21 protein-coding genes and 1 pseudogene are annotated in these 26,383 nt (G+C 31.5%); 1 reads left to right on the forward strand and 21 read right to left on the reverse strand.

Annotation, left to right across the window (positions count from 1 at the left end; all coding sequences use genetic code 11):
- The first annotated feature begins 84 nt into the window (after positions 1-84).
- The gene (locus HGAG_RS02755; protein WP_019117823.1) at positions 85-426 is read left to right on the forward strand and encodes a plasmid mobilization protein; all 342 of its coding nucleotides are present in this window, start codon (positions 85-87) and stop codon (positions 424-426) included.
- 345 nt (positions 427-771) lie between these two features.
- Here HGAG_RS02755 and HGAG_RS02760 read toward each other — a convergent pair whose 3' ends face one another.
- The 21 genes and pseudogenes from HGAG_RS02760 to HGAG_RS02860 form a co-directional block, all read right to left on the reverse strand.
- A complete protein-coding gene (locus HGAG_RS02760; RefSeq protein WP_019117824.1) occupies positions 772-1,776 on the reverse strand; it encodes a type II TA system antitoxin MqsA family protein in 1,005 nt (334 codons plus the stop codon).
- A gap of 17 nt (positions 1,777-1,793) precedes the next feature.
- On the reverse strand, positions 1,794-2,138 hold the full coding sequence (locus tag HGAG_RS11235) for a type II toxin-antitoxin system MqsR family toxin (RefSeq protein WP_019117825.1): 345 nt from the start codon (positions 2,136-2,138) through the stop codon (positions 1,794-1,796).
- 932 nt (positions 2,139-3,070) lie between these two features.
- A pseudogene (locus HGAG_RS12470) lies at positions 3,071-3,151 on the reverse strand (replication initiator protein A); the annotation flags it as partial.
- Positions 3,152-3,753: 602 nt separating this feature from the next.
- Positions 3,754-4,464, reverse strand: a complete 711-nt coding sequence (locus tag HGAG_RS02770; protein ID WP_208853641.1) for a DUF3800 domain-containing protein — start codon at positions 4,462-4,464, stop codon at positions 3,754-3,756.
- A 196-nt stretch (positions 4,465-4,660) separates the two neighbouring features.
- A complete protein-coding gene (locus HGAG_RS02775) occupies positions 4,661-6,223 on the reverse strand; it encodes a recombinase family protein (protein ID WP_019117827.1) in 1,563 nt (520 codons plus the stop codon).
- On the reverse strand, positions 6,216-6,632 hold the full coding sequence (locus HGAG_RS02780) for a recombinase family protein (RefSeq protein WP_019117828.1): 417 nt from the start codon (positions 6,630-6,632) through the stop codon (positions 6,216-6,218). The genes HGAG_RS02775 and HGAG_RS02780 overlap by 8 nt, the downstream gene beginning before the upstream one ends.
- On the reverse strand, positions 6,625-8,187 hold the full coding sequence (locus HGAG_RS02785; RefSeq protein WP_019117829.1) for a recombinase family protein: 1,563 nt from the start codon (positions 8,185-8,187) through the stop codon (positions 6,625-6,627). The genes HGAG_RS02780 and HGAG_RS02785 overlap by 8 nt, the downstream gene beginning before the upstream one ends.
- Positions 8,188-8,246: 59 nt before the next feature.
- Entirely contained in the window at positions 8,247-8,456 is a 210-nt protein-coding gene (locus HGAG_RS02790) for an SHOCT domain-containing protein (protein ID WP_019117830.1), read from the reverse strand.
- A gap of 609 nt (positions 8,457-9,065) precedes the next feature.
- Positions 9,066-10,430, reverse strand: coding sequence for an MATE family efflux transporter (locus HGAG_RS02795; RefSeq protein WP_019117831.1), 1,365 nt, complete (start codon positions 10,428-10,430; stop codon positions 9,066-9,068).
- 21 nt (positions 10,431-10,451) lie between these two features.
- Positions 10,452-12,197 (reverse strand): ABC transporter ATP-binding protein, encoded by a 1,746-nt coding sequence (locus tag HGAG_RS02800; protein ID WP_006701969.1) that lies wholly within the window; start codon positions 12,195-12,197, stop codon positions 10,452-10,454.
- A complete protein-coding gene (locus HGAG_RS02805) occupies positions 12,198-13,910 on the reverse strand; it encodes an ABC transporter ATP-binding protein (RefSeq protein WP_019117373.1) in 1,713 nt (570 codons plus the stop codon).
- A 15-nt stretch (positions 13,911-13,925) separates the two neighbouring features.
- Entirely contained in the window at positions 13,926-15,434 is a 1,509-nt protein-coding gene (locus HGAG_RS02810) for an ABC transporter ATP-binding protein (RefSeq protein ID WP_019117374.1), read from the reverse strand.
- Complete coding sequence (locus HGAG_RS02815; RefSeq protein WP_000687642.1) at positions 15,422-16,096, reverse strand: energy-coupling factor transporter transmembrane component T family protein; 675 nt, start codon at positions 16,094-16,096, stop codon at positions 15,422-15,424. The genes HGAG_RS02810 and HGAG_RS02815 overlap by 13 nt, the downstream gene beginning before the upstream one ends.
- 17 nt (positions 16,097-16,113) lie before the next feature.
- Positions 16,114-16,716 carry an MptD family putative ECF transporter S component gene (locus HGAG_RS02820; RefSeq protein ID WP_019117833.1) on the reverse strand — a complete coding sequence of 201 codons (603 nt, stop codon included), beginning with the start codon at positions 16,714-16,716 and terminating at the stop codon, positions 16,114-16,116.
- Between the two features lie 141 nt (positions 16,717-16,857).
- Positions 16,858-17,829: a helix-turn-helix domain-containing protein gene (locus tag HGAG_RS02825; protein ID WP_019117834.1), complete on the reverse strand. Its 972-nt coding sequence runs from the start codon at positions 17,827-17,829 to the stop codon at positions 16,858-16,860.
- A 541-nt stretch (positions 17,830-18,370) separates the two neighbouring features.
- On the reverse strand, positions 18,371-19,180 hold the full coding sequence (locus HGAG_RS02830) for an N-acetylmuramoyl-L-alanine amidase (protein WP_019117835.1): 810 nt from the start codon (positions 19,178-19,180) through the stop codon (positions 18,371-18,373).
- Positions 19,181-19,582 carry a phage holin family protein gene (locus HGAG_RS02835; RefSeq protein ID WP_019117836.1) on the reverse strand — a complete coding sequence of 134 codons (402 nt, stop codon included), beginning with the start codon at positions 19,580-19,582 and terminating at the stop codon, positions 19,181-19,183.
- Position 19,583: 1 nt separating this feature from the next.
- Complete coding sequence (locus HGAG_RS02840; RefSeq protein ID WP_019117837.1) at positions 19,584-20,960, reverse strand: hypothetical protein; 1,377 nt, start codon at positions 20,958-20,960, stop codon at positions 19,584-19,586.
- Positions 20,947-22,821 (reverse strand): hypothetical protein, encoded by a 1,875-nt coding sequence (locus tag HGAG_RS02845; protein WP_019117838.1) that lies wholly within the window; start codon positions 22,819-22,821, stop codon positions 20,947-20,949. Before HGAG_RS02845 ends, HGAG_RS02840 begins: the two co-directional genes overlap by 14 nt.
- On the reverse strand, positions 22,821-23,183 hold the full coding sequence (locus tag HGAG_RS02850; protein WP_019117839.1) for a hypothetical protein: 363 nt from the start codon (positions 23,181-23,183) through the stop codon (positions 22,821-22,823). The genes HGAG_RS02845 and HGAG_RS02850 overlap by 1 nt, the downstream gene beginning before the upstream one ends.
- 101 nt (positions 23,184-23,284) lie before the next feature.
- Positions 23,285-26,350, reverse strand: coding sequence for a phage tail tape measure protein (locus HGAG_RS02860; RefSeq protein WP_019117840.1), 3,066 nt, complete (start codon positions 26,348-26,350; stop codon positions 23,285-23,287).
- Positions 26,351-26,383 lie beyond the last annotated feature (33 nt).

Here is a 26,383-nt window from a genome sequence, read left to right on the forward strand (position 1 = left end):
TTAAGGAATGCTCCATTTTTTTAATTTTTACCTTGTTAGGGAGAACCCTAAGACCCCGAAATATATTTTATAAAGGAGAATAAAATGGCAAATAGATTTAGAAATGAAAGAATAGAAATAAAACTAACCAAAGAAGAAAAAGAAATCTTTGAAAAGAAAATGAAACTTGCAAACTGTAAAACAATGTCCCACTTTCTTAGAAAATGTGTATTAGAAAAAGAAATTTATGTAGTAGATTTAGAACCATTTAGAAACCTACAATGGCTACTTTCGAATGCAACAAATAATATAAACCAGATTGCAATAGCTACTAATACAACTGGCCTTATTTACAAAAATGAAATTGAATCTATGAATAATCAGATAGAAAAATTATCAAGAGAAATATGGCAGATCCATTCCCTACTTCTTAATAAATCAAAATAAAGATTGTTTTTAAATTCTAAATTTAAGCGTTACCGACATTCTAATTGAATAAAAATCTCATACTATAAATCTTATTATTAGTTAGAAATATAATACTGTAGTAGCTACTAGTTCTTTACTAAACTAATAACTCTAATATCAAAAATAATATCAACATTGATTATTTAATTAAAATTATATTACATAACACAACATTGAACATAAATAGATTCCATATTATTTTTACCTCTTAAGAAACCGTTGATCTTTTAGATACTGTATTTTCTATTGACAAAATTGTCGCCCCTGAATTTAACATAGCTCGGATAAAATTGATATTTATCCGAGCTATGTTAAATTTTATTACTAATTTAATTCAATATCTGAAGCATATGAATAAGAAATTATTTCTCCCTGCAAAGTTGAAGAGTATCCCATTTCTTTGTGTGAGTAGTTAGAAATTTCAACAGAACCAAAATCAATAAATTTATTATAAACACGTTCAAGAACTTTTATTTCTTTGTCAGTTAATTCTTCAATAATTGTTCTTTCATCTGGTACTACCTTATGTCGTTCATACTTACCAAAAAATTCCACTTCAATATGAGCAATTTTATCTTCTTCTAATTTTCCAAGTAATACATCAAATTTTTCTGGTACTGGTCCATACTGTAAATGAACATACTTCAATCCTGATATTGAAACACAATTCTCTTTATAAAAAAGCATATCAGAATAATTCAATAACTTCATTAATTTTGTCTTTAGCAAGTCTGTGCCTTTGATAGCAAAAAAAACTACCATGGCAGCAAACTTTTCATAATCAAAACTTTTAAATCCATTATCAATTGATGGCTCACTGGAAATATATATTTCAAAAAATTTATCGCTGCATTCTTTTTCATTTTCACTGATTAGCTTGTTAACTACTTCTAATAATTTGGATTCTTGTTTTTCATCAAGTGAATTTTCATTCTCAAGAAGATAACTTTTCATATTCTCAGGATTTCTTAAAAATAACAATAAACTATTATGTGCACTATCTTGAATTGATCCATTCTCATATCTATTAATGGTTTTATCGCCCCAATTTAGAAGTTTTGCAAAACTTCTTTGACTCAATCCATATAATTCTCTAATCTGTTTTATTTCTGAAGGAAGAAGTAATTTATGTCTTTTTCTGTATTTATTATAAGCATTTGTTAAAGTTGCATTATCTAACTCTTCACAATAAAATTCATTGTGACATTCAGGACACACAAGTACCCTAGCTTCAACATCAATATCTTCTCCAAGAACTTTGTATGTTTCTTTCTTTAAAATTACTATTGTCTCAACTTTTTTTCCGCATTTTTCACAATATTTTTTCATTAAAGTAACCTCCTATACTAAGCAAAATCATCTTCATGAAACCCTATACATTTAAGAGTATCTCTCCCATTAACTTTTGTAATTTTCAGTTTCACATAAAATCTGACTCCATCAATATTTTTCTTGAACTCCCAAATATCTCCTGGTCTACTTAAGTCAAAATCCTGTTTAGGTCCTTTATAGTAATCTCCAACTTCAAGAGACAATATTTGTGACTTTGCATCTATAAGTGAAAGACCGTTTGCTGCTAAAGCTTGCATATTCTTTCTTCTTTCTACAAAATCATACTCACCTGCAGACATCAAGTTCTTTGCTTCAGTAAGAAAATCTCTTATATCTTCCACATTAGCTGGCACACTCACTTAGTCACCTCCATTAAGTTAACTATATGATAAATCTTTTTTTTATTTTGTCAATAATAATGCGGTCATATAACCTCATTATTATCGCTTTTTTAAATCTGTTAATCCTTCTGCTGTTTTATATCTTAAATTATAATTGGCTTTTCAGTATAAATATAAAGTGCTATAAATAATGTGTTCAATCTTTCTCCTAAACACCAACACTAAACCTTATTTAACACTTAACATTAAAAAATATCGTTTATATAATCCTTTCACATCTCGAAAATATTTTAACAATTCTCAATCCAAACTATAAAATGGTTATGTCTTCATTACAAGATTTAGAATATATCACTTTTCTAAATGTTTCAAAATAATCTATGTTGAAAATTTTTATAAAATTTATACATCTTTAAATGTATATATCTTTGATTTAGCTTTATATATTAAAGAGATTGTAGCTGGTAAACGATACTTAAAATTATGGTTTTCTATCTCTACAGTTCTCCATAACATATAATCATAATTAATCAAAATATTTTCATTCTTCTATGGGCCATAAAATAACTAGTAGAAATTTATATTATCAAAAGCTCTTAATTTTAAAAGTAAATCTCATTCTGTAAGTTATATTATTCATGTTCCATGTTAAATGGTGCAACAATTTCAGGCTACTAGATCATTCATACTAATTATATTTAAATTTACATCAAGTCCAAGATAAACTATTAACCTTAGATTATTATATATTCTAGTCTTTTTAATACTCATCAAGCAATTTTAATAAATCATATCTTCTGCAATTTAATTTATTTGACTTCTTTAATTGCCACTATTTAATTTTCATTTATACTTTTTTTTATATGTATTTCATATTATACTCCACATTCATGTCTGATTTTATTACATACTATAATTCTTATATAAATAAGGATGTAATGAATCCTTACACCCTTTCTAAAATTATTCTTTCTTAACTCAATATTCCTAATATTATTATAGTTTTTTTCCGATTTTCGGAAGTCTGGACTTCTGCTTTTCGGAAATCAGATTTTCTATTATTAGTAATATTTAAAATTTATATGTACCTACTTTTTAGAAAAAAAGAGCAGCCTTTTAAGCTACTATTGTAGAAAGTACAAAATGAGTTAATTATATTTTTTGTGTTTCCTCATACTAGTCTCAAAACTACTCTTACGTCCATGTAGTTTTTTTGAGTCTTTTTGACGTATCCTTCTTCATCTTTATCAAAGACAAAATGCTTGTAAAACTGCTTAAAATGGAGGATTTCAAGTTTTACGTTTTTTGTATCAACGCTACAGTCTCCACATGGCTCGAGTGGTCAGTATGGATAAAATTTAGTATTTTCCAAACGCCTTGTATGTGGAAATAGGTCTAATAGATTTTACATATTATAAATATAAATCAGTTCATTATATAACTACTTGATATGCTTCTTTCATTTAAAACGCTCAAGGTACTAAATCTAACTCATAAATATGTAATTCCCATTAATTAACAGATTGAGTAATATTTTATACAAAATATAGTTACTTCCTTTTAGATATCTCTTTCACAAAATCCATTTTCTAATGTCATTAGTGTAAAAATCATCAAAACTAGCGTAGTAAAACTAAGGAAGATATATAATGTTAGCATTCCTTATATTTTTTAACTCTAAGTATTTGTTACTCTTGGCTAAAAAATATATTCTATTAGCAACAATATCCGCTGCTCTTATTAGGAGTTTAGATGATGAATTACAATAATCTAATTGAACATCTCGCATATTGCTAAAAATTGGTGGGTAAAATTTGCTATACTCAAAATTATATGTTCCCCATTTGAACTCTTGTTCAAGTGCTTCTTTTAATTCATATCTTCCATTAGTAGCTGTTGTATGCTCATCAACACAAAAAAATATTCGGTCGATGTTTTCTGGTATTAATTTATTGTCTGAAATCAATCTTTCAAAAGCTCTTTTTACAGCAATCTTATATGCATAATCCAAATATCTTTGTTTATCCTTTTTACTGTTAAATATTCTATCTAACACTTTTTGTTGCTGTACGACTACACCAAATTTATAACAATTATTCAAAGAACGGAATAAACTACCTTTTTCTTTATTTGTTACCCTTGTAGCTTTCAATTCATAATGCCTGTTAACGCCCTTGTTATTTCTGATTATATTTTCTGCATGAGAATACATTCTAGACCATTTTTCCTTTTCTTTATTCCCTATTAGAATTAATCCCCCAAAGACAAAATAGTCGTTATGTTCTTTGTCAAACACTCCTGATTCATCAGAATATACATATATATTCACTAATTCTTCCTCCATAATAAAAAAAGCCACCATTAGGTGGCCTCATGATCGACGATATTACATATCGCTTAAACGCAAATTCGATATCATGAGTATACAGCGTATTTCTACCTGCAAATTTATTATACTATCAATATAGGGATTTTGCAACCCCTATTTATGACCAAATTTCTTATTTTATTCAAATATTTTCAAACTTATTATACCTAAGTTAGTTCTCTATTTCAATTTCAAATCCTGACTTAAATATAACTTTCAGTTTTTCTTCATATACAACTATCTTCTCTATAAGTTTCCTTACCAATTCTTCATCATAGCTTTCCATCTCTAATTCTTGATTATCTAAAAACTCTTCTAATTCTATTAGTCTGATTTGTTCATTCTTCTCTTCCGCTAAATCTAGAAGTATCTTTTCTTTCTCATTTCTTAATTCTTCTACCCTTTTTGCAAGGTCTGTGTAGTCTTTCTTGGCATTAGCTACTTTTAAAAGTTTTTCTTGTACCTCAAGCATTTCTTTGTCTATTTCTTCTATCTGCCTACTTCCATCACCTGTGATGGCTTTTTCAATGTTCTCTTTTATTATTTCCATTAATTCACTGCTTTCAGATATAAGCTGATTGATGGCTTCCACAACTGCTTCTTGTAGGTCTTCTTCTTTTATGGTTCTTGCATGGCAGGCATCTGGTCCATGGGTTACCCTTGTGCAGCACCTCCAAACGGTGTACTTTTTCCCTCTGTTATTCCATGCTATTCTCCTGTAAATATCGCCGCATTTTGAGCAGTAGACAATACTTGAAAGGGCATATTTGCTGGAATAAATTCTTCTTTTTCCTTTGCCACTTACCATATTAGCTCGTCTATCAATTTCTTCTTGGACTCGCATGAAGATTTCTTTTGGTATGATGGCTTCATGGCTATTTTCTACATAATATTGAGGTGCAATTCCATCATTTTTTACTCTCTTCTTATTCAGAAAATCCACTGTATAAGTCTTTTGTAAGAGGGCATCCCCCATATATTTCTCATTGGTTAAAATTTGATTGAGGTTCGATACATGCCACTTCTTATTCCCTGCACCATTTACTATCTTATCTTTTTCAAGCCCTTCTTTTATATCTCGTAGGCTTGCTCCTTCTAAATATTCTCTGTAGATCCTTTTTATAATTTTTGCTTCTTCAGGAACGATGACAAGTTTTCCCTCTTCGTCTTTTGTGTAGCCTAAGAACCTATTATGATTTACTTGCACTTGCCCTTGTTGAAATCTATATTGAAAGCCTAGCTTCACATTTTGAGATAAGGACTGACTTTCCTGTTGTGCAAGAGATGCCATAATGGTAAGGAGGACTTCCCCCTTGGCATCCATGGTGTTGATGTTTTCTTTTTCAAAATAGACTGGGATGTTGTTTTCTTTTAGTTTACGTATATACTTTAAGCAGTCTAATGTGTTTCTGGCAAACCTCGATATGGACTTTGTGATGATGTAGTCTATATTTCCTTCCATGGCTTCTTCAATCATTTTATTAAAGCCATCTCTTTTCTTAGTATAAGTTCCACTAACACCTTCATCAGAAAATACTCCTGCAAATTCCCAATCTGGATTTTTCTTAATATAGTTTGTGTAGTGGTCTACTTGAGTGTCATAAGAAGTTGCTTGTTCATCACTATCCGTTGATACCCTCGCATAGGCAGCTACCCTTAGTTTCTTCTTTTCTGATTCCTTGATGGAATTTCCTTTTTTCTTCTTCGCTGGTATGACTATGACCTTGCTATTCATCATCTATCACCTCGATTAAATTGTACTGGTGGCTTGCTCGTTCAAAGGGATCTATTGGTAGAACTCTTTCCTCTTTATACCTAAACTTACAAGGAACTCTAATAATCTCTTCTTCCTTTTCCCAAACTCGTCCCATGGCCACTGCCCTTTTCTTTAACATTTGACCTGCCTTTTCAAAGCTTTCTCCATCTATTATCTTGGGATAGATTTCATTTCCTAAATACTTTTTATTGGTAAGGATTCTTTTTACACTGGAGCTGTTTTTCTTCAAGCCTGCAAGGTCTGCCGACTTTATAAGGGCATTGCCAGCAAGATAATTTTTAAAGATTTTTCTTATGTTCTCCGCTTCTTTTTCTTGAATTTCTAATCTTCCTTCTCTTATGGTATAGCCATAGCATAACCTAGACATCTTCTTTCACTTCCTCTCTTAATACAAGTCCACACCTTAAATGAAAATCAAGAGTCTCTCTATTGACAACCTGAATGTGGTCAATGATTTCTTCAAACAATTCACCTTCAAAGTGATCTATCATTTCACTTTTTCCTAAGATTCCTATTAGTTTTTCAAGTTCTCTTATTTCTTCATCATTTCCAAGGATGGCTTTTTTACTTCTTTCCTTTTCTATAAGTAGCTTTCTTTCTTCATTTGAAATCTCACTGCTTTCTTTTGTGTAAATACTTGCATCTAAAACTCCTGAAGTTATTAGTTTGCTTAGAACCTCTTTTCTTTCCCTTAGTTTTTCTAAGCTTTCTTCGATTTTATTTATCTTCTCGACTTCTTCCTTGCTATCCACTCTCTTTAATGATTCTAAGAGTGACATTAGGATACTATCTTTTCCAAAGATTAGCTTGTTTACTAAAGTCACAAATGCTAGTTTTATGTCCTTGTCTTTAATAAACTTCATAGAACATTTATTAATATCTTTAAGGTGTTCACTGCAAGTCCAAGCTATATATTTTTCTTTGCCATTATAGTGATGTCTTCTCTTAAAGCTTGAACCACACTCGCCACACTTGATTTTCCCCGATAGGCTATATCTATTTTGATATCTTTTAGTGTCTTTTCCGTTTCCTTTTGCTATAGCCCTTATCTTTATTAGGTCTTGAACTTTATCAAATTCCTCTCTACTCACAATGGCTTCATGATTATCTATAATCTTATACTGGTCTTCTTCTCCCTTATTCTTGTGTCTCTTATAACTATCGTCTGTATAAGTCTTTTGATAGATGACATCGCCTATATATTTTTCATTTTTTAAGATTCCGTTTATAGTTGACCCATGCCAGCTTGCTCCTTTTTGTCCTTTAATATTTCTCTTATTTAAGTCTTCTGCAATTTTATGCGTTCCCTTACCTGAAAGATACTTTTCAAATATCTCTTTAATTATTTTTCCTTCTTCTTCATTCACTACCATCTTTCCGTCTATGTTCTCATAGCCATAAGGTGGGCTTGATATAATAAAAGTTCCATTTTGAAACCTCTTCTTTATAGACCATTTGTTATTTTCTGAAATAGACCTGGATTCACTTTCTGCAAGGGATGAAAGTATGGATAGCATCAACTCGCTTTCCATTGTCCTAGTATCAATATTTTCTTTTTCAAAATAGATACCAATATTTAAATCAAGGAGTCTTCTTACGATTTCCAAACAGTCTGTTGTGTTTCTTGCAAGCCTTGAGATGGATTTAGTTAGGATAAAGTCTATTTTTCCGTCTTCACAGTCTTTTAGCATTTTTAGAAGACCGTCTCTACATTCTTTCTTGGTTCCAGTGATGCCTTCATCAAAGTATAGACCTGCAAAAGTATATGAATTGTTCTCTGCTATCATCTTTTCGTAGTGTGCCTTTTGCGTTTTAAGACTTAAAAGCTGAGCTTCCTCGTCTGTCGATACTCTTGCATAGGCCGCTACTCTTAATATAGATTCTTCTTTTTGATTCGCTTCTATTTTTGTTATCTTTTTCATCCATTCAACCTCCTTTCTGCTAGTGCTATATTCCCGTACAAGTGAGCATATATCAAGTCTTATAGCAATAATTCTGAAAGAATAGGTTTGACTTTTTTTATGTTTTCTCTCCTAATTTTTCTATATTCTTCAAGGCTAATTTCATCCAAAAGAAATAGGTCTTGGATAAACTTATCCGATAGATAGAAATTGAGCTCTGCCTTTAAATCCCTTTTAGTGTATTCAGTTTTTATAATTTCTTGTCTACCTTCAAACTTTTCTACTCTCATACTCTACCTCCTATATCACAGGCAAAGAAATTAAGGCTATTTTTAACCTTAATTATCTTTTCTCTATATTCCTTAGGACAAATGGAGTAGTTTTGAGTAAAAATTAAATAATTAAAAAATTTAGATGAAAAAAGACCTATCAGTATTCCTGTACGAATACCAATAGGTCAAATATAATATTTGATTTTTATGTAATGATTCTGTTCTTTAAGGAGGGTCTCAAACTTTCTCTATTTGGATACAATTTAATGCTTTATTTTTAGAATGAATCTTTATGATTTTGCACATCCTTTTTAAAAAGTGTTAAAAGATATGTAAAATATTGATTTTTATCTACCAATATCAGATGAGTATTCTTTTACTATAAAGTTTTCTGTTTTTCAGTCTTCATGTATGCTTGTAAGTTCAAGGAACAAAAAAAGAGGACTCCTGCTCTTGGGCATGGTTAGTCCTCTAGAATGAAAGAAACTCTTTCTAATAGTAATTGTATTTAATTTTTTAACTGAGTTATCTAACTTGTAAACAGCGTAAACCAAAGAAAAAAGGTAAATTTACTTTAATTATATTTATTTGCATATTTCCCTCCATTCTTTTAAATAAACCCACTTATTATTCATTACTCGAATTTTTCAAACTAATTTTATCCATCCTATTTAATTCCCCAAACATCATTACTACACCAACTATTATCATAATTAAATCTACAAGGGGTTCTGCAAACCATACTGCTTTAACTCCAAATATCATTGGTAAAATAATCATGGCAGGTATGAATAAAAATAACTGCCTTAGCATGACTATTATGCCAGCTTTTTTAGCGTTTCCTATTGATTGGAAGAATGTTATAGTCATTACCATTACTCCATATAGGATAAAGATAGAATAAAATAGTCTAAAGTTCCCTATTCCCTGAGTTATAATACTTTCTTCTACTCCAAATAAAGACAGAATATTCTTTGAAAATGCTAATGCTGGTATCCAAAATATTGATGCAAGAACTAATCCTCCGATAGAAAATACTTTCATAGCTTCTTTTACTCTGTCGTATTTTTTCGCTCCAAAATTTGTACCAACTACAGGTTGTAAACCTTGACTCATTCCCCAAAGTGGAATGAATGAAAAGGCATATATTCTAAGTGTTGCTGCCATCAAGATAGCATTTGTATCTCCGCCATATTTAAATGACATTTTATATAGCATTGTTTGTTGAATCATAAATAAAATTTGCATCATCATAGCAGATGACCCTACGCCAAACATTTCTTTTTTTATTTCCTGATCAGGTTTGATTTTATTTATTTTTACTGCTTTACTTTTATATTTGAAGTAATGGAGTGTTATTATCGCTTGAACAAATTGTGCTGTAATAGTTGCAAGTGCAGCCCCTTCTATTGCGTATTTTCCCATTAATTTCATTAGAATTGGATCAAGAATTATGTTTAAAAAAGCCCCTAGCCCCATAATGAGCATTGCTTTTTTCATTAATCCTTCTCCACGCATAACCATGTTTGCTGATTGAGTAAAGTTTACAAATAAAGAACCAATGAAAATTACTCGTAAATATCTGATACCATATTCTTTAATTTTTCCACTTGCTCCAACCATATCTAAAAAATGTGGTGCAAGTAAAATTCCGCCTATTGTAATAATTGATGAGAATAGAATAACCCAAAAGATTAAATTCCCCATAATTTTATCAACTGTTTTTTGGTCACCCTTTCCTATAGCTCTTGATAAAACCGATGCTGAACCTACACCAATAAGTGTAGATACACCACTATTGAAAAATGTAAGTGGCATAGCTACACCACAAGCTGTCATTGCTGTTTGTCCTATAATATTTCCTGCAAAAATTCCATCCATTAGTGGATAAAGACCTATTACTATCATTCCTATTACAGCAGGGACAGATAATTGAAAAAGTAAATCTATAGGTCTTTTTGTTAATAATTGTTCTTTCATATCTTGTTTCATAAAATCATCCTCTATTAAATTTTATTCAATTTTCCAACCAGTAGCTTTTTCTCTTTTCTCAATAAAACTCTTGTATATGTGTGATTTTTCCATAAGCTCTTTATGTTTACCAATACTTTCAATATTTCCTTTATCCATAACAACAATTTGATCAGCATTTTTAATAGTTTCAAGTTTATGTGCAATCACAATTACAGTTTTATCTTTTAACAAATTGTTTAAAGCAGTTATAAGTTGTTGTTCATTTTCTGGATCTACACTTGAAGTAGCTTCGTCAAGAATAACAATTCTGCTTGGTTTTAGCATAGCTCTTGCTATAGATATTCTCTGACGCTCTCCTCCAGATAAATTTGAACCACCCTCTTGTAAAACTGTGTCATAACCATCTGACAACTTCATAATAAATTCATGACACTGTGCTTGCTTAGCAACATTAATAACTTCCTCATCACTAGCTTCTGGATTTCCGAACTTAATGTTGTTTTTTATAGTGTCATCAAATAAATAGACGTCTTGAAAAACAAAAGTGAAATTAGATAACAGATTGTCATACCTAAAATCTTTTATGTTATTATCATCAATCAATATTTCTCCAGAATCTACATCCCAAAATCTAGCTATCAAATTACAAAGTGTTGTTTTTCCACTTCCAGAACCACCTACAATTGCTGTAGTCTTACCTTTTGGAATATCTAAATTTAAACGGTTAAATAAGTTCTGTTCGTCATATGAGAAGTCAACGTCCTTTAGATTTATATCTCCTTTTTCAAAGCTTGTTCTTGTGCCTTCTGAAATTGTTGGTAAATTCCTAAGTTTAGCAATTGAATCCAAGTTTTGTATAGCTATTCCTCTAACGTTTTGCATACTTCCAGCCATTTCAAAACCAGAAAAAACAATAAAACTAGACACTACAAGCATTACAGCTTTATAGTGATCAATTTCTCCTATACAAAATCTATAAATAGCTGAAAATATAATAAGACAAATCCCTAATTTAAATATAATTAGAAATATCAAAGCAGCAGGTGCTACAGTTTTTTCAACATTTATAAATCCTCTTCTATTTTTATAAATCTCTCTGTCCAATTCTTTAGTCATTTCACCACTTTTTCCAAACGACTTAATGACGCTAATACCTTTAACATACTCTAAAGTAGATGCATTTAGATTTATTTTTAACGCTTGTAATTTTTTAGTCAACTCATCTGATTTCTTTTGAAAGATAACATTGCATAACATTCCTAAGAATAAAGTTCCTAAAATTATAGAACCTGTAACTATATCAAACGGAATCATAAATATCGCCATTATTATAGTTTGAATTACTCCCACAAATAAAGTTTCTATTATATTAACTCCTACGGTTTCAAGTTCACCTATAACTGTGGTTAATCCGCCTGAAATGTTTCCAAGGCGATTACTGCTAAAATATCCCATATTCACTTTTTTTAGCTGATCACCTATATATAGCCTATTTTCTGCTCCCATATTGTAAGTTGCGATGTATTTATTTCTATCAGCCATATAACTAGATAATATTTTCCCTACTACACTTAGTAGAGCTATTGCAAATACGACATAGATGTCTTCTTGTGTAATATTTCTTCCTTCAAATATATTTTGAAATATTTTAAGTAAAAGCAACATTGTAGCTCCAAGGGATATTCCTTCAAATATACTTTTTAATACTTCAAAGAAAAACATCTTGCTAATTTTGGAAGATTCTTTTCCAGCGACCCAATATAACTTGTGAATTAATTCTTTCATTTACTCACCCCTATCGTTTGATAAACTTATGTGTGATTTCCACATTTTTGCATATGTTTCACTTTTTCCAAGAAGTTCTTTATGAGTTCCTTCTGCTTCAATTTCCCCATTGTTTAATACTATGATCTTATCGGCTCCTATTATTGTAGAAAGCCTATGAGCAATCATAATAACCGTTTTATTTTCAACTAATGCATCTATAGATTTTTGAATTTCAGCTTCATTATCTGGATCAGAATATGCTGTAGCTTCGTCTAATAAAACTATTGGGCTATCTTTAAGCAAAGCTCTTGCTATTGTAAGTCTTTGTCTCTCTCCTCCAGACAAGTTGCTCCCAGATTCTCCAATTATGGTTTCATATCCATTAGGAAGACTCATAATAAAGTCATGACAAGAAGCTTTTTTACAAGCGTCTTTTATCTCTTCAATACTAGCATTTTGATTTGCCATTCTCATATTATCTATAATACTTTTTCTAAATAGATAATTTTCTTGTGATACATAGGTTACAAGTTCCATGTTCTTTTCAAGAGAAACATCTTTAAGATTTACATTTCCTACGGATATTTTCCCTTTATTAATGTTCCAATATCCCGCAATTAGCTTAGCAATAGTGGATTTTCCACCGCCAGAATAACCAACAATAGCTGTAAGTTTATTTTCTTTTGCACTAAAGGATAAGTTATCAAAAACTTTTTTCTTATCATTATAGGCAAAACATACATTTTCAAAATTAATATCGTATGATCTTATTTTTTCCTCTCCATTACCTCGTTCTAACTCTGGTAACTCCATAACATTTTTTATTTCATCTATTACAACTCTTACATTCGCCATAGTATCCATATGACTCATAGCTTTAATCAAAGGTTTGTAGCAGGCATAAGATAATAAAACACACATTATTAGATTGCCTACTTCAATACTTCCATTCATATACAAGTATAAAGAAGTTGGTAAAACAAATAATAAAGTTGATGGTAAAACTTCCATTGCTGCTGTCATATAGAAGCAAACACTTAAATACCAATTTAGCATACTGTCTCTATTACTATTTACAGCATCTACAAATTTTCCATATGATGATGCAGATTTATTGAATGCCTTTATAACTTGAATACCTCTAATATATTCAACAGCTGTTGTATTCATGTTTTTTGCGGCTTCTTGATAATTTCGTGATTTTTCTTCATATCCACCCATCATTAGAATTGAAAATAACACCCCTAGTGGTAATGTAATAAGATTTGCAATTCCAATCCTCCAATCCATTATAAAAATAATAACTACTAAAGCGATTGGAATGATAAGATTAGCTATTACTTCAGGAATAACATGAGCTATCGGTTGCTCAATTTTATTCAAAGTTTCTACCATAAACTGAGTCCATTCTCCACTAGATCGTTTTTCAATTTCTCCCATTGATAATCTATTAATTTTTCTTACAAGTTTCTTTCTTTCATCCTCTATTATGCGAAATGCTAAGTTGTGAGAAATTAAAGTTGAAATCTCATGAAAAATAACACTTCCTATTAACCCAACTAAAATAAGCAAAATTGGTCTTATATAGAATTCTAATTCTGTATTATTAATTGCTATATTTTGAGTAATCTTAGCTAAAGCAAAATATGGTACAACACTACAAAAAACACCAATTACTGCAATAATAACTGATGATAAAATTTGTCCTATATGCTTTTTTAAAACTTCCATTACGCACCTCCTAAATTATTTAGCCTCCATAGCTCTTAACAGCTGTCCTATATTATCAATATAAAAATCTTCTGTTATTATCCCATTCTCTAGTTTTACAAGTCTATCACACGTCTTTGCTATAAATTCAATATCATGAGAAATTATCAAAAATTTTGTTCCTTTTTTTTGTTCCTCTTTGATTAATCTCCCCACCTTATCCATACTCCTGAAATCAAGCCCTGATGTCGGCTCATCCAATATAATAAAAGGTGTTTCTCTCAACATAGCTACGCATAGAACCAATCTCTGTTTTTGACCACCTGATAAAGTTGCTGGATGCTTATCTCTTATATCAAATAATCCAACTTTTTTTAAAAGTTCCTCTGCTTTCGTGATATAATCTTCTCTATTTTTTAACCCAGTTAATAATTCATCCATCAAATCTTCCCCAAATAATTGAGAGTCTAAATCTTGAGGAATATACCACACTTTGCTTAACCTCATCTTTTTATTAGCTTTGAGTCCATTTATCTTTATTTCTCCATCAGTCTGATTTTGAATCCCAGAATAAATTTTACCGAGTGTACTTTTACCTGTTCCATTTATTCCTACTAAAGCAATAGTCTCATTGCTATCAAATTTAAGTGACACATCTTTTAGTACGAAATTATTTTTATATTTTTTACTAATATTTTTCACCTCAAAATCAAAAGAATTGTCACTACTAATTTCTTTTTCTTTAACTTTGTGGTCATCTACAACAATATCATTAAGATTTATTGAGCGTAAGCCCAATGCATTTAAGTCTTTTGAACTAATTTTTTCAAATTCTTCTGCTTTATAACTATTTATTAAAGATCCATTTTGTATCAATAAATACCTATCAGCTATTCCTTTTAAATAAAATAACCTATGCTCAACAATTACTATAGTTTTTCCTTCATTTTTTAAGTCCATTACAAGTTTTGAAAATTTATATATTGATTGTAAATCAAGATTTGCAGATGGTTCATCAAATACATAAATAGATGGTTCAATGGCTCTTGCTGAACAAATTGCTACTTTTTGCCTAATTCCATAGGATAAATTGTATATCCTATTATTTAGCAATTTATCAATATTCATTCTCTCAGTTGATTCATTTACTCTTCTTATTATTTCATCACGCTTATATCCCAAATTTTCCGGTCCAAATGCAATTTCTCCATTAACTTCATTGGCAAAAAATTGGCTTCTAGGATCTTGAAATACATTACCGACTAACTTTGCTATCTCCCATGATTTTAAATTTCTGATAGATTTGCCATCAATAAATACTTCTCCATCTAAATTTCCTTCGTAAAAATTTGGAATTAATCCATTTATAGCCCTTGTCAAAGTAGACTTGCCACACCCCGACTCCCCTATAATTACACAACATTCACCATCTTTAATGTCTAAATTTATATCTTTCAACTGTTCATCTTTATTGCTATTATATGAAAAAGATAATTTCCTAATTTCCAGTTTATTATTCAATGATGCACCTCTCATATAAGACATAATATAAATAAAACAAAGCTTGCAGTTATTATAATTATGTCTAATTTACACAACTTGTTACTATAATATGAATCCCTTTTTATTGGGTTTTCAATTCCTCTAACAATCGCTGCTGCTGATAATTCATCTCCTACTTTTATAGAACGAAAAATTAAAGGAACTATAGCATATTCAAGAGTCCTCAAAGGATTTGATAAAATATGAAAAAAGTTACCTGTAAATCCCCTTACTTTCATAGCTTCTTTTATTGTTCTAAATTCCCCAGCAATTGTTGGTACAAATCGAATAATTACCGTTAATATAAGTACAAAATTTCGTGGCAACATTAATTTGTGAAATATTGAAATTAATTTTCCTGATGGTATCTTAAAAGTTAAAAATCCTGCCATGATTGGAACTATGAATTTATACAACATTCCCAAAAGCATTGGTGAAATTATAACTACACCACTAGGTATCATTTTTAATAACCAAAATGTAGTAAAACTATATATCATAAAATAAATTATGCTCTGTTTGATAAAACCAAAATATGCTAAAAGCATACAAAGCCATCCTACAAACAGAGCATGCATATAGTAACTTTTTGTAAATATTGACACCATACAGGAAATAATAGTTAAAAAAAGACAAGTTATTCCACTTATTTTTTCTATTTTCATTTCCCATATATCTCCATTTACTCTAAAATACCCGCCTTTTTAAAGTGCTTTTTAAGAATTTTTTGTGCAAACAAAACACCTAAAGCAGATAATATAACGGTTATTGTTACACCTAATAATAGTAGTTTTGGTGAAGATACCAAATTATATTGCAATGTTAATGTCTTATCTGCAAACCCACTCTCTAAAGCTTGCTTTTGATAAGATTCCCAAGCTATCCAACATGGAACTCCTATTCCCATGAACATACCAGCACCATAAACACTCCAGCCAATCATATTTCTTATTGGATTTATATAAGTGTCTTTGCCTATCATTACTATTTCACACAAAATAGCAAGTCCAATAAAATATGGAAGCATAAACACATAACCCATAGCTGCTGTAATAAGACCATAAATTAATATCCATATAAATAATAGCCCATGTTTATTAAGTCTGTTAGCTGCTACCAAGTAGAAAATAGCTCCTATAAACATTTCAATTCCAGCAGTACCATAAATATATACAACCGGAACAGCAACCGTACTCATTCCAATAACAATAGATATTGCATAAAATAAAGCAATCATAATAGCTACTGTTACTACATCTTTTGTAGTCATTTTTTTATTGTTCATAAAACACCTCCGTTAATTAATAAAATGTACATAGAATGTGTATAGAGAATATTTACAAAAAAATATCCATCTCAACTTTATTATAAAGTAAGATGGATATTTTCTTTATAACCTGACAGCTCTTTATTTGCTCTAAAAAGGTCAGATGGATTTTTTTCTATATTCTTGAGGAGTTTGCCCAAAATGTTTTTTGAATGACTCAGAAAATTTACTAGGATTCAAATATCCTGACAAATCAGAAATCTCTCCTATTGACATTAAGGGTTTATGAATTAATAATTTAGCAGCGGCTTCTAAACAATTTTCCCTAATAAAATTACCTATTGAGCTTCCAGTTATGTATATGAAACATCTCTTCAAACTGGATTCTGAAATAGCATATTTTTTTGATAAATCAGAAATAGAATATCTTTCAAAAGGATTATTTAGAATCGTCTTATATGATTCTACAGTTGCTTTATATACTGGTTCTGAAAAAGATGTTAACTTAAAAGTATCTGAACTTTCAACTAAATTTAAAAATAATAACAACTCTATTGTTTTTATAATTGAATAAGAAAGTCTTATTCTAGAATCTACTCTATAAAGTTCACTAATAACATGGTCTATCTCATGACGTGAATGAATAATTAAAGCTTCACCATTTTTACACAAACGATCTTTTATTTCTAACAAATCAATTTTTGCATACGGAAAGTATTTATCAATAGATTTTTGTGCCTTTTCAATATCAATAAATATTGAAAGTCCCACATATTTTTTTGTTGGTATGCATGAATCTTCAAAAGGAACTTTACCTATTTCGATTACACTTAGATCACCTTTACCTATCAGAGCACGTTCATTATTTTCAAGTTTAAACTCATAACATCCCTCTAAGCAATGATCTATTTCTAAAACCCCGCTTTTAGGATTTATTTTTTGATATGCTGTCTCCATATTTAGATTATTATAAGATAATTGAACACCTTCAAATAAATTGTAGCAACGCATTTCGCCACAGCCAGTAGAATTTTCAATTGTATAAATTTTACATTCATCAGTAACCTTTTTTTCAGAAAAAATATATCCTTCAAGTACATTTTCTATAATATCTTCATGATTTAATTCCAAAACTCTACCTCCTAATGCATCATAATAATCAATTAAATTATACCCCAAAATTTAGTTTTTATATAAAAATTAGACTATAACAAATTAATCGTACATCTATATTTTAAGCTTTTCTATTAAATACAAACATTTCAATTTTATGGTATAATGATAATAATTAAATAACACGCTTAACGCTTATAACTTTAATAGACCAACTAAGAAAGTCAATAGTTATTTTTAAAAATTTTCTAAAATTTTTTCAAGTAACAAAACTTAAAAAATGTGCATAGCAAATAAGCCTCATATACTTTCATTTTTTGAGGCAACACTTTTAATAGTTTATGCGACTAGCTTACTTTTTTCTCCTACTTTCAATTTTTTATCATTCAAAACTTTATCTCCTGTCAGTAAATAATTCCGACGCTACAGTCAGTTTTATTTTGACTCAGTAGATAATTAATTTCAATACACTGGTCGAAAATAGGGTTTTATCATTTTTAAAAAAGCAAAAGCCTGATAAACTTCTAAATTAGAAATCTATCAGGCTTTAATTATTGTATTAAATTAATTCATTTACTCTTTTTTGAATAACATAATAATCATATCCAGCATCAGTTAATCTTCTTTTTCTTTCCTCTCCATTCCCCCATTTCCCACGTATAACCTCTCTTGCTAACTCATCGATTGTCTTTCCAACTGGATATACTATCTTGCCATTAGCATCGAATACTTTTAATCCGAATCTATCGGCACATCTTCTGGCATTATCTAAATTCTTAAATGCACCTTTCTGGCTTCTTACATCAGACCAAGATTTTCTAACTCTATATAGTCCACTTGTTGGTTTGCTAACAGTCTTATCGCCTCTTAGTCTTTTATTTACTTCACTTGCTATATATGGAAACTTGCTGCCAAGATATGGACCAGGACAGTTAGTACTTTTATACCACTCGTGTTTTTGAAGCACACTATCCTTACCTCCAGTGTAGGTGCAAGGATAGATTCCATTTCTTCTGCAGATGTCTGTCACTAAATCAATTAGTCTATTTAAAACATAATCAGAAACTAACCACTGAGGTCCCCTCGTAGAGTTCCCTACTTCAATTGTTACTGCTCGGTTGTCACACCAGGAAGATGAAGTTGTCCAGGCTCTGTTAGATTCATCAACCCCTAAAACAATAACTCCGTCTGAACCTAAGTTGTAGTTAGCTGATGCACGTCTTGACCTTGGCACAAATACTCCAGCAAGATTTCTACCATTTATAACTCCAGCTGCGTGGTGAATAGCTATTTTCGTTATCTTTTGATTCCTTCTTCCACTATGGTTAGGTGAAAGAATTCTTGCTTGTACTAATGGGCTATTACTCATTTATTTTTCCTCCTTGAATTGTTTTAAAATCTCCTTTAATTTTTCTGGTACTGGCAAGCCTAAAGCTACGGAGTTTTCCAAAATAGAAAGACCTTCATTTCCTATATAAAAAAAGATGATGGCTGTTCTTATCATTGTTCCATCACCTTTAATTAAATTTACATCACATAGGTTTGCTATGCCTACAACTATAAAAATCATAATCTTTTTTGCTATCCCTTTAAATCCTATGGATGAGGATAGCTTTCTTTCGACCCCTGCTCTTAAAACCCCTGTTAAATAGTCAGCTATTACAAAAGCTAGCAGCGTATAAATAAAAGCATCTACACTTCCAAGATAAAATCCCAACCATCCTCCGATAGCTGTAAAGCATACTTTTAATATTTCTAAAAACTTATTCATTTTATTCCTCCTCTGTTAATGTATAAGTTATTTTCATTGTCTTATCTGCCGTTTTTAATATTGGACTTGATAAGTTATTAATTGTTCCAAGATACGGAGTGTGCAAATATAAATTCTTATAGAGATTTCCCCTAAAAGACCCATATCCTACCCTAAACGGCCCTAATTCAATTGATGGAGTCATCATGTCATAAAAAGTTGCATTGCTCGTTTGAATGATATTATCGTCTCCATCAATCACAAACTTATATCCCAGTATATAGTCACCCCATTCATAAATTCCTAAACTTGTACTTTCTCCAGATGTGTATTTCATTTCAAAATCAACGGCTATTTCTGAAACATCAACTGGATTATTTGCATTAATTTTATAGATTTTATTGCAGTCAGTATCAGGGACATATAGATATCCATTCTTTAGCAAGCTATAACCATTTTTATAGGCACTATTAGAACTTGATGGGTATGATCCAATTCTATAGAGTCTAATATTATTTAATTTCCAATGATCTATCGTATAGCTATAATCATCCTTTTTTATCTTTATCCTGTTTAAGTCAGTATAATTATTTTCAAGATTTCTTATGAAGCCATAGTAATAGCCATCTTTGCCATCAAAAAACCCCGATTCGTACCAGTCATACGTTCCAATATTTTTATAAAAGTCCTCTATAGAGATTGTCGTCTTTTCTAAATTTTTAGGAGCATTTTTAAAGATTGGATCATTTAATCCAAGACTGGTTAATGGTTCTTGTATTTTTAATATTTCTAATGTTTTGTTTTCCAATGGCCAAACAGAAGTAATTGTATTATGGAGAGCATCAGCTTCTACCATACCTACGTAAACTTTCAAAATTTCATTATCTATGGATGTATAGGTGTAATTTAACCTTAAGCAAGACTGCCTACCATAAGCATCTCCATAAAAATATCTCCCCCCTTTATAATGAGTTAGTGCAAGAGCAGATATTCTTCCATTGGCTTGCGATGTTGAAAAATCCCAAACAAATTTATATCCGTTTTCTATAGGAGTAGATTCAGTTAAATTGGCAGAGCCTCTTTTTGGTGTATCTGTTGAATTAACATCATTCGATGCATATCCAATTATCTTATTATTTGCAGGTGCTATATATTTATTTGCATCTTCATCGAGAGGAGCCTCAAATAATAAAATGCCGCCATAACACTTATTTGCTATTGGGAATATTTCTTCCTTGTATTCCTCTGCATTGGTTTTATATATCGGATACATAAGCCCTGATGGATTGAGCCTTAATAAATCTGGGACTGCATTAGTTATTAAGTTTTCATCTTCATATATCTCCTTCCTATTTGTCCTCACATCAGTTAGTTCAATGACTGATTTACCCTTGAGCATTTTCTTCTTCCTCCTTATCTTTAAATTCTGTAGTTATTTCTTCTTTATATTTTCCAAGCACCAATCCTTGATATTTAAATCTTCCTACCTTTTCATTAAATACTAGTGGCCTTGGGACTTGTCTTTCTACTTTGTAGTCTGCTTTAAGTTTCCTAAGAAGAAATGAATGGCTAAGTTCTATCTTCTTCCAGGATTCATCAATCTTAAGCTTTCCATCCCAAGCCTCTGTAGAACCTAGAGATTGACCAGAGATAGCTGCGATAGCATTATCTTTTCCAATCATTGCTTGACCAGACTCAAGTCGTATTAAAACTGAAAAATTGTTCATTGTCTTTTCCTGAAGTTTAGTTAGTGGATAAAAAAGATTTAGAATATGGTCACCGCTTAGGTAGGTTTCCTTTGGAATGTGATGTTCTATTTTCGTATCATTGAAAACATAAGTAATAACTATCCTTGTTGGTATTTCTATATTTTCACTAAAGTCTAATTCCTCTACTTCTTCTTTTTCTTCAAACTTTGGAGGATCATAGGATTTTCCTTCGCTATTTAAAACCTCTACTTGTTTCTTAACCTTTCTTGATATCTTTCTAGTTTTTTCTTCAGTGTCACAAATTATATTTAACAAAATAGATGCATTAAAAATTGCCTCCGTTTCTTTATTGGAGGCAAATTCTATACGAATTATTGGTGTATCTGTTGTTGAAAGATTGAAAGCAGAATAATTCGAATAGGAATGAACGACTAATTTTTCAGATTCAATCTGATTTAACAGTCCTGCTATATTCTTATCATTCTTGCTTTTAGCCCTAGATAAGTATGGGTTCTTCCCTACACCAAGAATTCTATGTTTTCCATTTATCTTGTATTCTATATCAGTGATAAGCCCTTCAATCTTTTCTTCTTCGTAAGAAATAGCTATCCTATCTCCTACATCAAGACTGGGGTCCCCTATAGTTACCATATCAAAGGGTGTGTGGTGAATCTTACAAATTTCAGTAAGAAGAGCCTCACACATTCTTTTTCTTTTTTCTGGAAGTCCTAATTGCATAAGTGGATTTATCCCAAGATTCATAGTTAGTCCATCGTCATTTTCTAAAGAGTAGTATTCAGCTATTTTAGTTTTTGCATTTGTTGAGTTGATGGCTGTATATCTTGTCTTAAAATCTGATATTGATGAAGAAAATCTTTCTCTTGTTTTAATTTCAGTTGATATGTTTCCTGCATACTTTCTTAAAATTAATTTTCCATCACGACTAATCCCAGCAAAAGCGCCAAGGGTAGATGCTATATAGTGAATAAAGTCTCTGTAGGTTTCTATATCATGGTCTTGATAAATTGCCAAAACTTCCTCTCCATTTACAAAAGCTTTCACCTCATCTTCTGTCATACCTAGTTCCACCTTACACTTCTCACATGAAAGACTTAGTAATTCAAAGGCTGTGCCAAAGGTATCTGTAACTGGGAAGTTCTTATCAAATCTAAGCATATAGTCATATCCTTTTAGTTCTAAAATTTTCTTAGACCTATTTGCCTCAGTGACATCAAAGATGCCCATTGGTATGGTTTCTATCTTTTTGCTTTCTAGTTCTTGATGATAAAAAAGTTCTAGCTTTGAATCCTCTAGAGAATACCTATCTATATTTGAAAAAAGACTGATTCCAAATTCTCCAGCATAAACTGTACCTATTTCAAGTTCAGAAGATCCAGAACATGAACGATGAATGTATCCAGACCCTTTAAGAATATCTTTATTGGTAAAGGGAATAGTAGTTTCGTCTTTTAAGATGATATTTCCCGTCCAGTAAAATTTACGAGAATTCTTTTTTATAACTGTTTTATATTCATTGCTTGTTGGATACATTAGTATTCCTCCAAAGAAATAGATACTTCCCACAATCCTTTATAAGAAGTATCTTTTATTAATTTGACTTGAAACTTGTCTATATACATTAGTGTCTCTTTTAGTTCTAACGTTTCTGTATCTAAGTATTTAACTTTAAGATTAGAATTGTTAGCAAAACTACTCAATATCTTCACAAGCTTAGGGCTACAAGAAAAACTTACAGAAATACTTGCTACTTTGTTTCTTACAATATCTCTCTGAATAGTACCTGCCTCTGTCTCGCCTCCAGTATCTGCCTCTATATCTCTAAACTCCAAATCATAAGAATTTGGTAGAGGTAGGTCTACTCCTTCAATAATTACATATGACTGATGTTTCATTATACGACTACACCTCCATTCACTGCGTCGCTTTGCTCCTTGTTCATGGGGTGAGACTGCATCTGACCTACCAACAAAATCATAGATTTTGGGTTAGGTCATTATCTACCTCCACATCTTAAATTCTTACGCATAGATGCATTGACAATAACTTCATCAAGGAGAGTCCCTCCAAGATAAACTGGTATAACTATATCTCCAGTATTTTCAGATTTTAAATTGATATTTGCAAGTGCATCGGATATTTGTCTTCCTATGTCAATGCCATTTATAGCTGATTCTTTATCATGTACACCTATACCAACAGCTGATATGCTTGGGCTTAAAACCATATCACTTGCGACATTTTTCATTGAAGATTGTACTAATCTTCTGCTCTTTTCAATTCCTTTTGATAAACCTTCCATAAAGTCTGGCATCCAAGATTCATAATCAGTTAAAGGTCCAACATCTGGAACAGAGAAGTGCAAGTAAGACCTAATAGTTGATGCCACATTCGATACAGCCGATGTAACATTGCTAATTGCACTTCTAATCCCTCTAGCAATTCCGTTAATCATATCGGCTCCCCATGTATAAGCTTGGGATGCCAAATTCTTAATGTGATTAACTGCATTATTAAATCCATTTCTAATAGTGGACTGAATATTTGACATGGTCGATGAAATGCTTGATCTCATAGAATTAAATGCTGATGATACTGCTGACTTTGTAGTATTCACTGCAGATGAAATAGTCGACTTTATGGAGTTCCAAGCAGATGAAACAAAGGACTTAATGTTATTCATTGTTGATGACATAAAGGTCTTTATCCCGTTCCAGACTGATTCAAGGACTGTCTTAATAGAAGTCAAGATAGTCTCAATTGTAGTTTTTATGTTTGTCCAGGAGGTAGAAATAAATTCTCCAATAGCAGTAATAACTGTTGTTAAAAACTCTTTTAGTCCATTCCAAATAGTCTCTACTTTTACTTTGATCGCATCAAGAAGTGTTGAAATTAAAGTCTTGATACCTTCCCAAGTAGTTTTTATAAACTCTCCAACTGCTGTAAATACTTCTGTAGTTGTAGTTGAAATAGCTGTCCATATATTGGTAAAGGTAGTTTGAATTCCCGTCCAGAGGCTCGTAAAAAATTCTCCTAAACTTTGCCATAGACTCTTTGCTCCCTCAATAAAGGTATTCCAAGATTCAGTTAGAAAAGTTGTTATAGATGTCCAGATACTGTTCCATCCTTCAGAAAGTCCATTCCATAGGTTGGCAAAGAAGTCCTTGATGCCTTTCCAAGTAGTCTTCACTCCTTCAATAAATCCAGACCAAAATTCTGATAGAAAACTTGTAATATCAGTCCAAGTGCTTGTCCAAGATTCTGATATTCCTTGCCAGAGGTTTACGAAGAATTCTTTTATTCCATTCCAAATGGCAACAGTTGATTCCTTAATAGTTTCCCATATGGAGATGACCCCTTCTCTAAACCAGTCGCACTTCTTCCATAAAAGAACAAGACCAGCTATTACTGCACCAATAGCAATAGGAACAATCCCAATGGCTGATACTACTGCAGTGATTGCTGGTATAAGTGTACCTGTAAAGATTCCAACTATCTTAGTTATTCCTCCTACTATTAGAGGACCTTTGGTCATAATAGTTCCAATTGACCAGATAAGTTTTCCTACAATCATAAGTACAGGTCCAAGAGCAGCTATAAAAAGACCGATACCTGCAATAATGCCTTTTACTGGTCCTGGAAGTGCATTAAGTCCATTTACCAGTTTTGTTAATATATCTACTGCTTTTCTAACAGCAGGCATTAAAAGTTCTCCAAAGGATATGGCTAATTCTTCTAAGGCAGATTGTAGGATCTTTAATTGACCAGCTAAGTTATCCTGCATAGTAGCAGCCATTTTTTCTGCTGTTCCATCTGCGTTATAAATGGCATCACTCAAACTGTTATAGTCTTTTTCACTGGCATTTATAATTGCCAACATTCCAGACATGGCATTTTTACCAAATATCATGGATGCTGCTTGTGCTTTTTGAGTTCCATCTAAATTAGCAAAGGCTACTCTAAAGGTACTTAATGTCTCATCAAGTGAAAGACCCTGTACATCTTCAATAGATAAGCCCAACATGGACATTCCATTAATAACTTCTTTAGTTGGTGATGCGAGTCTTGTTAGTCCAGACCTTAAAGCTGTCCCTGCTTGTGAACCTTTTATTCCTGCGTTAGCCATTAAACCTATAGCTACTGCTGTATCTTCAACTGAATATCCAAGGGTCCCAGCAATAGGTGCAGCATATTTAAAGGTTTCACCCATTAATGAAACATTGGTGTTTGCATTAGATGATGCAGCAGCGAGAACATCAGCAAAGTGAGAAGAGTCTTCTGCTTTTAGACCAAAGGCTGTAAGGGCATCTGTGACAATATCTGAAGTAGTAGCTAAGTCCTCACCACTAGCTGCAGCGAGGTTCATGACTCCTTCAATACCACTAATCATATCTTTACTTTTCCAACCAGCCATAGCCATGTAGTTCATAGCCTCTGCCGCTTCAGATGCTGAGAACTTTGTCTTGGCTCCCATTTCACGAGCCTTTTCCCTCAGAGCATCAAAGTCAGACCCTGTTGCACCAGATACTGCTTTTACCTTTGACATGCCAGAGTCAAAATCTGATGCAGTCTTTACTGCCGCTACCCCAAGACCTGCTACTGCAAGAGATACTGGCATCATTTTTCTTCCCACGTTTTCTATATTTTGCCCTGTGTTTTGCCATTTTTCTCCAGTAATAGCTATGTTTTGAAGAGTTTGATTAGTAGTTGCCCCTTGCCTTTCTAGAGATTTAAGGGCTTGTTCTGTTTCAATAATCTCTCGTTTAAGGGCATCATATTGTTCTTGTGAAATTTTACCCTCTGCAAGAGCCTGTTCAGCTTGTTTTTGTGCCTCTTTTAATGATGTTAGTTTATTTTTTGTTTCTTCTAAGGTCTGTCCTAATAGCTTATGCTTTTGTGAGATAAGTTCTGTATTTCCAGGGTCAAGTTTAAGAAGTTTGTTAACATCACGAAGTTCAGACTGAGTATGTTTAATCTCAGTATTAACTTGTTTTAGTGCAGTCTGTAATTTGGTAGTATCTCCACCAATCTCAACAGTTATCCCTTTTATTCTATTTGCCAATACCTCACCTCCTCTTTAGGGATATATTTATCA

The organism is Anaerococcus obesiensis ph10, assembly GCF_000311745.1.
GTDB lineage: Bacteria > Bacillota > Clostridia > Tissierellales > Peptoniphilaceae > Anaerococcus > Anaerococcus vaginalis.

Excerpts from the sequence above, each read along its gene's own strand:
- HGAG_RS02770 (WP_208853641.1), bottom strand. The coding sequence starts at position 4,464 with ATGGAGGAAGAATTAGTGAATATATATGTATATTCTGATGAATCAGGA.
- HGAG_RS02840 (WP_019117837.1), bottom strand. The coding sequence starts at position 20,960 with ATGCTCAAGGGTAAATCAGTCATTGAACTAACTGATGTGAGGACAAAT.
- HGAG_RS02790 (WP_019117830.1), bottom strand. The coding sequence starts at position 8,456 with ATGAGAGTAGAAAAGTTTGAAGGTAGACAAGAAATTATAAAAACTGAA.
- HGAG_RS02760 (WP_019117824.1), bottom strand. The coding sequence starts at position 1,776 with ATGAAAAAATATTGTGAAAAATGCGGAAAAAAAGTTGAGACAATAGTA.
- HGAG_RS02845 (WP_019117838.1), bottom strand. The coding sequence starts at position 22,821 with ATGTATCCAACAAGCAATGAATATAAAACAGTTATAAAAAAGAATTCT.
- HGAG_RS02810 (WP_019117374.1), bottom strand. The coding sequence starts at position 15,434 with ATGTCTTATATGAGAGGTGCATCATTGAATAATAAACTGGAAATTAGG.
- HGAG_RS02835 (WP_019117836.1), bottom strand. The coding sequence starts at position 19,582 with ATGAATAAGTTTTTAGAAATATTAAAAGTATGCTTTACAGCTATCGGA.
- HGAG_RS02850 (WP_019117839.1), bottom strand. The coding sequence starts at position 23,183 with ATGAAACATCAGTCATATGTAATTATTGAAGGAGTAGACCTACCTCTA.
- HGAG_RS02800 (WP_006701969.1), bottom strand. The coding sequence starts at position 12,197 with ATGAAAGAATTAATTCACAAGTTATATTGGGTCGCTGGAAAAGAATCT.
- HGAG_RS02830 (WP_019117835.1), bottom strand. The coding sequence starts at position 19,180 with ATGAGTAATAGCCCATTAGTACAAGCAAGAATTCTTTCACCTAACCAT.
- HGAG_RS02820 (WP_019117833.1), bottom strand. The coding sequence starts at position 16,716 with ATGAACAATAAAAAAATGACTACAAAAGATGTAGTAACAGTAGCTATT.
- HGAG_RS02755 (WP_019117823.1), top strand. The coding sequence starts at position 85 with ATGGCAAATAGATTTAGAAATGAAAGAATAGAAATAAAACTAACCAAA.
- HGAG_RS02815 (WP_000687642.1), bottom strand. The coding sequence starts at position 16,096 with ATGAAAATAGAAAAAATAAGTGGAATAACTTGTCTTTTTTTAACTATT.
- HGAG_RS02805 (WP_019117373.1), bottom strand. The coding sequence starts at position 13,910 with ATGGAAGTTTTAAAAAAGCATATAGGACAAATTTTATCATCAGTTATT.
- HGAG_RS02775 (WP_019117827.1), bottom strand. The coding sequence starts at position 6,223 with ATGAATAGCAAGGTCATAGTCATACCAGCGAAGAAGAAAAAAGGAAAT.
- HGAG_RS02795 (WP_019117831.1), bottom strand. The coding sequence starts at position 10,430 with ATGAAACAAGATATGAAAGAACAATTATTAACAAAAAGACCTATAGAT.
- HGAG_RS02780 (WP_019117828.1), bottom strand. The coding sequence starts at position 6,632 with ATGTCTAGGTTATGCTATGGCTATACCATAAGAGAAGGAAGATTAGAA.
- HGAG_RS02785 (WP_019117829.1), bottom strand. The coding sequence starts at position 8,187 with ATGAAAAAGATAACAAAAATAGAAGCGAATCAAAAAGAAGAATCTATA.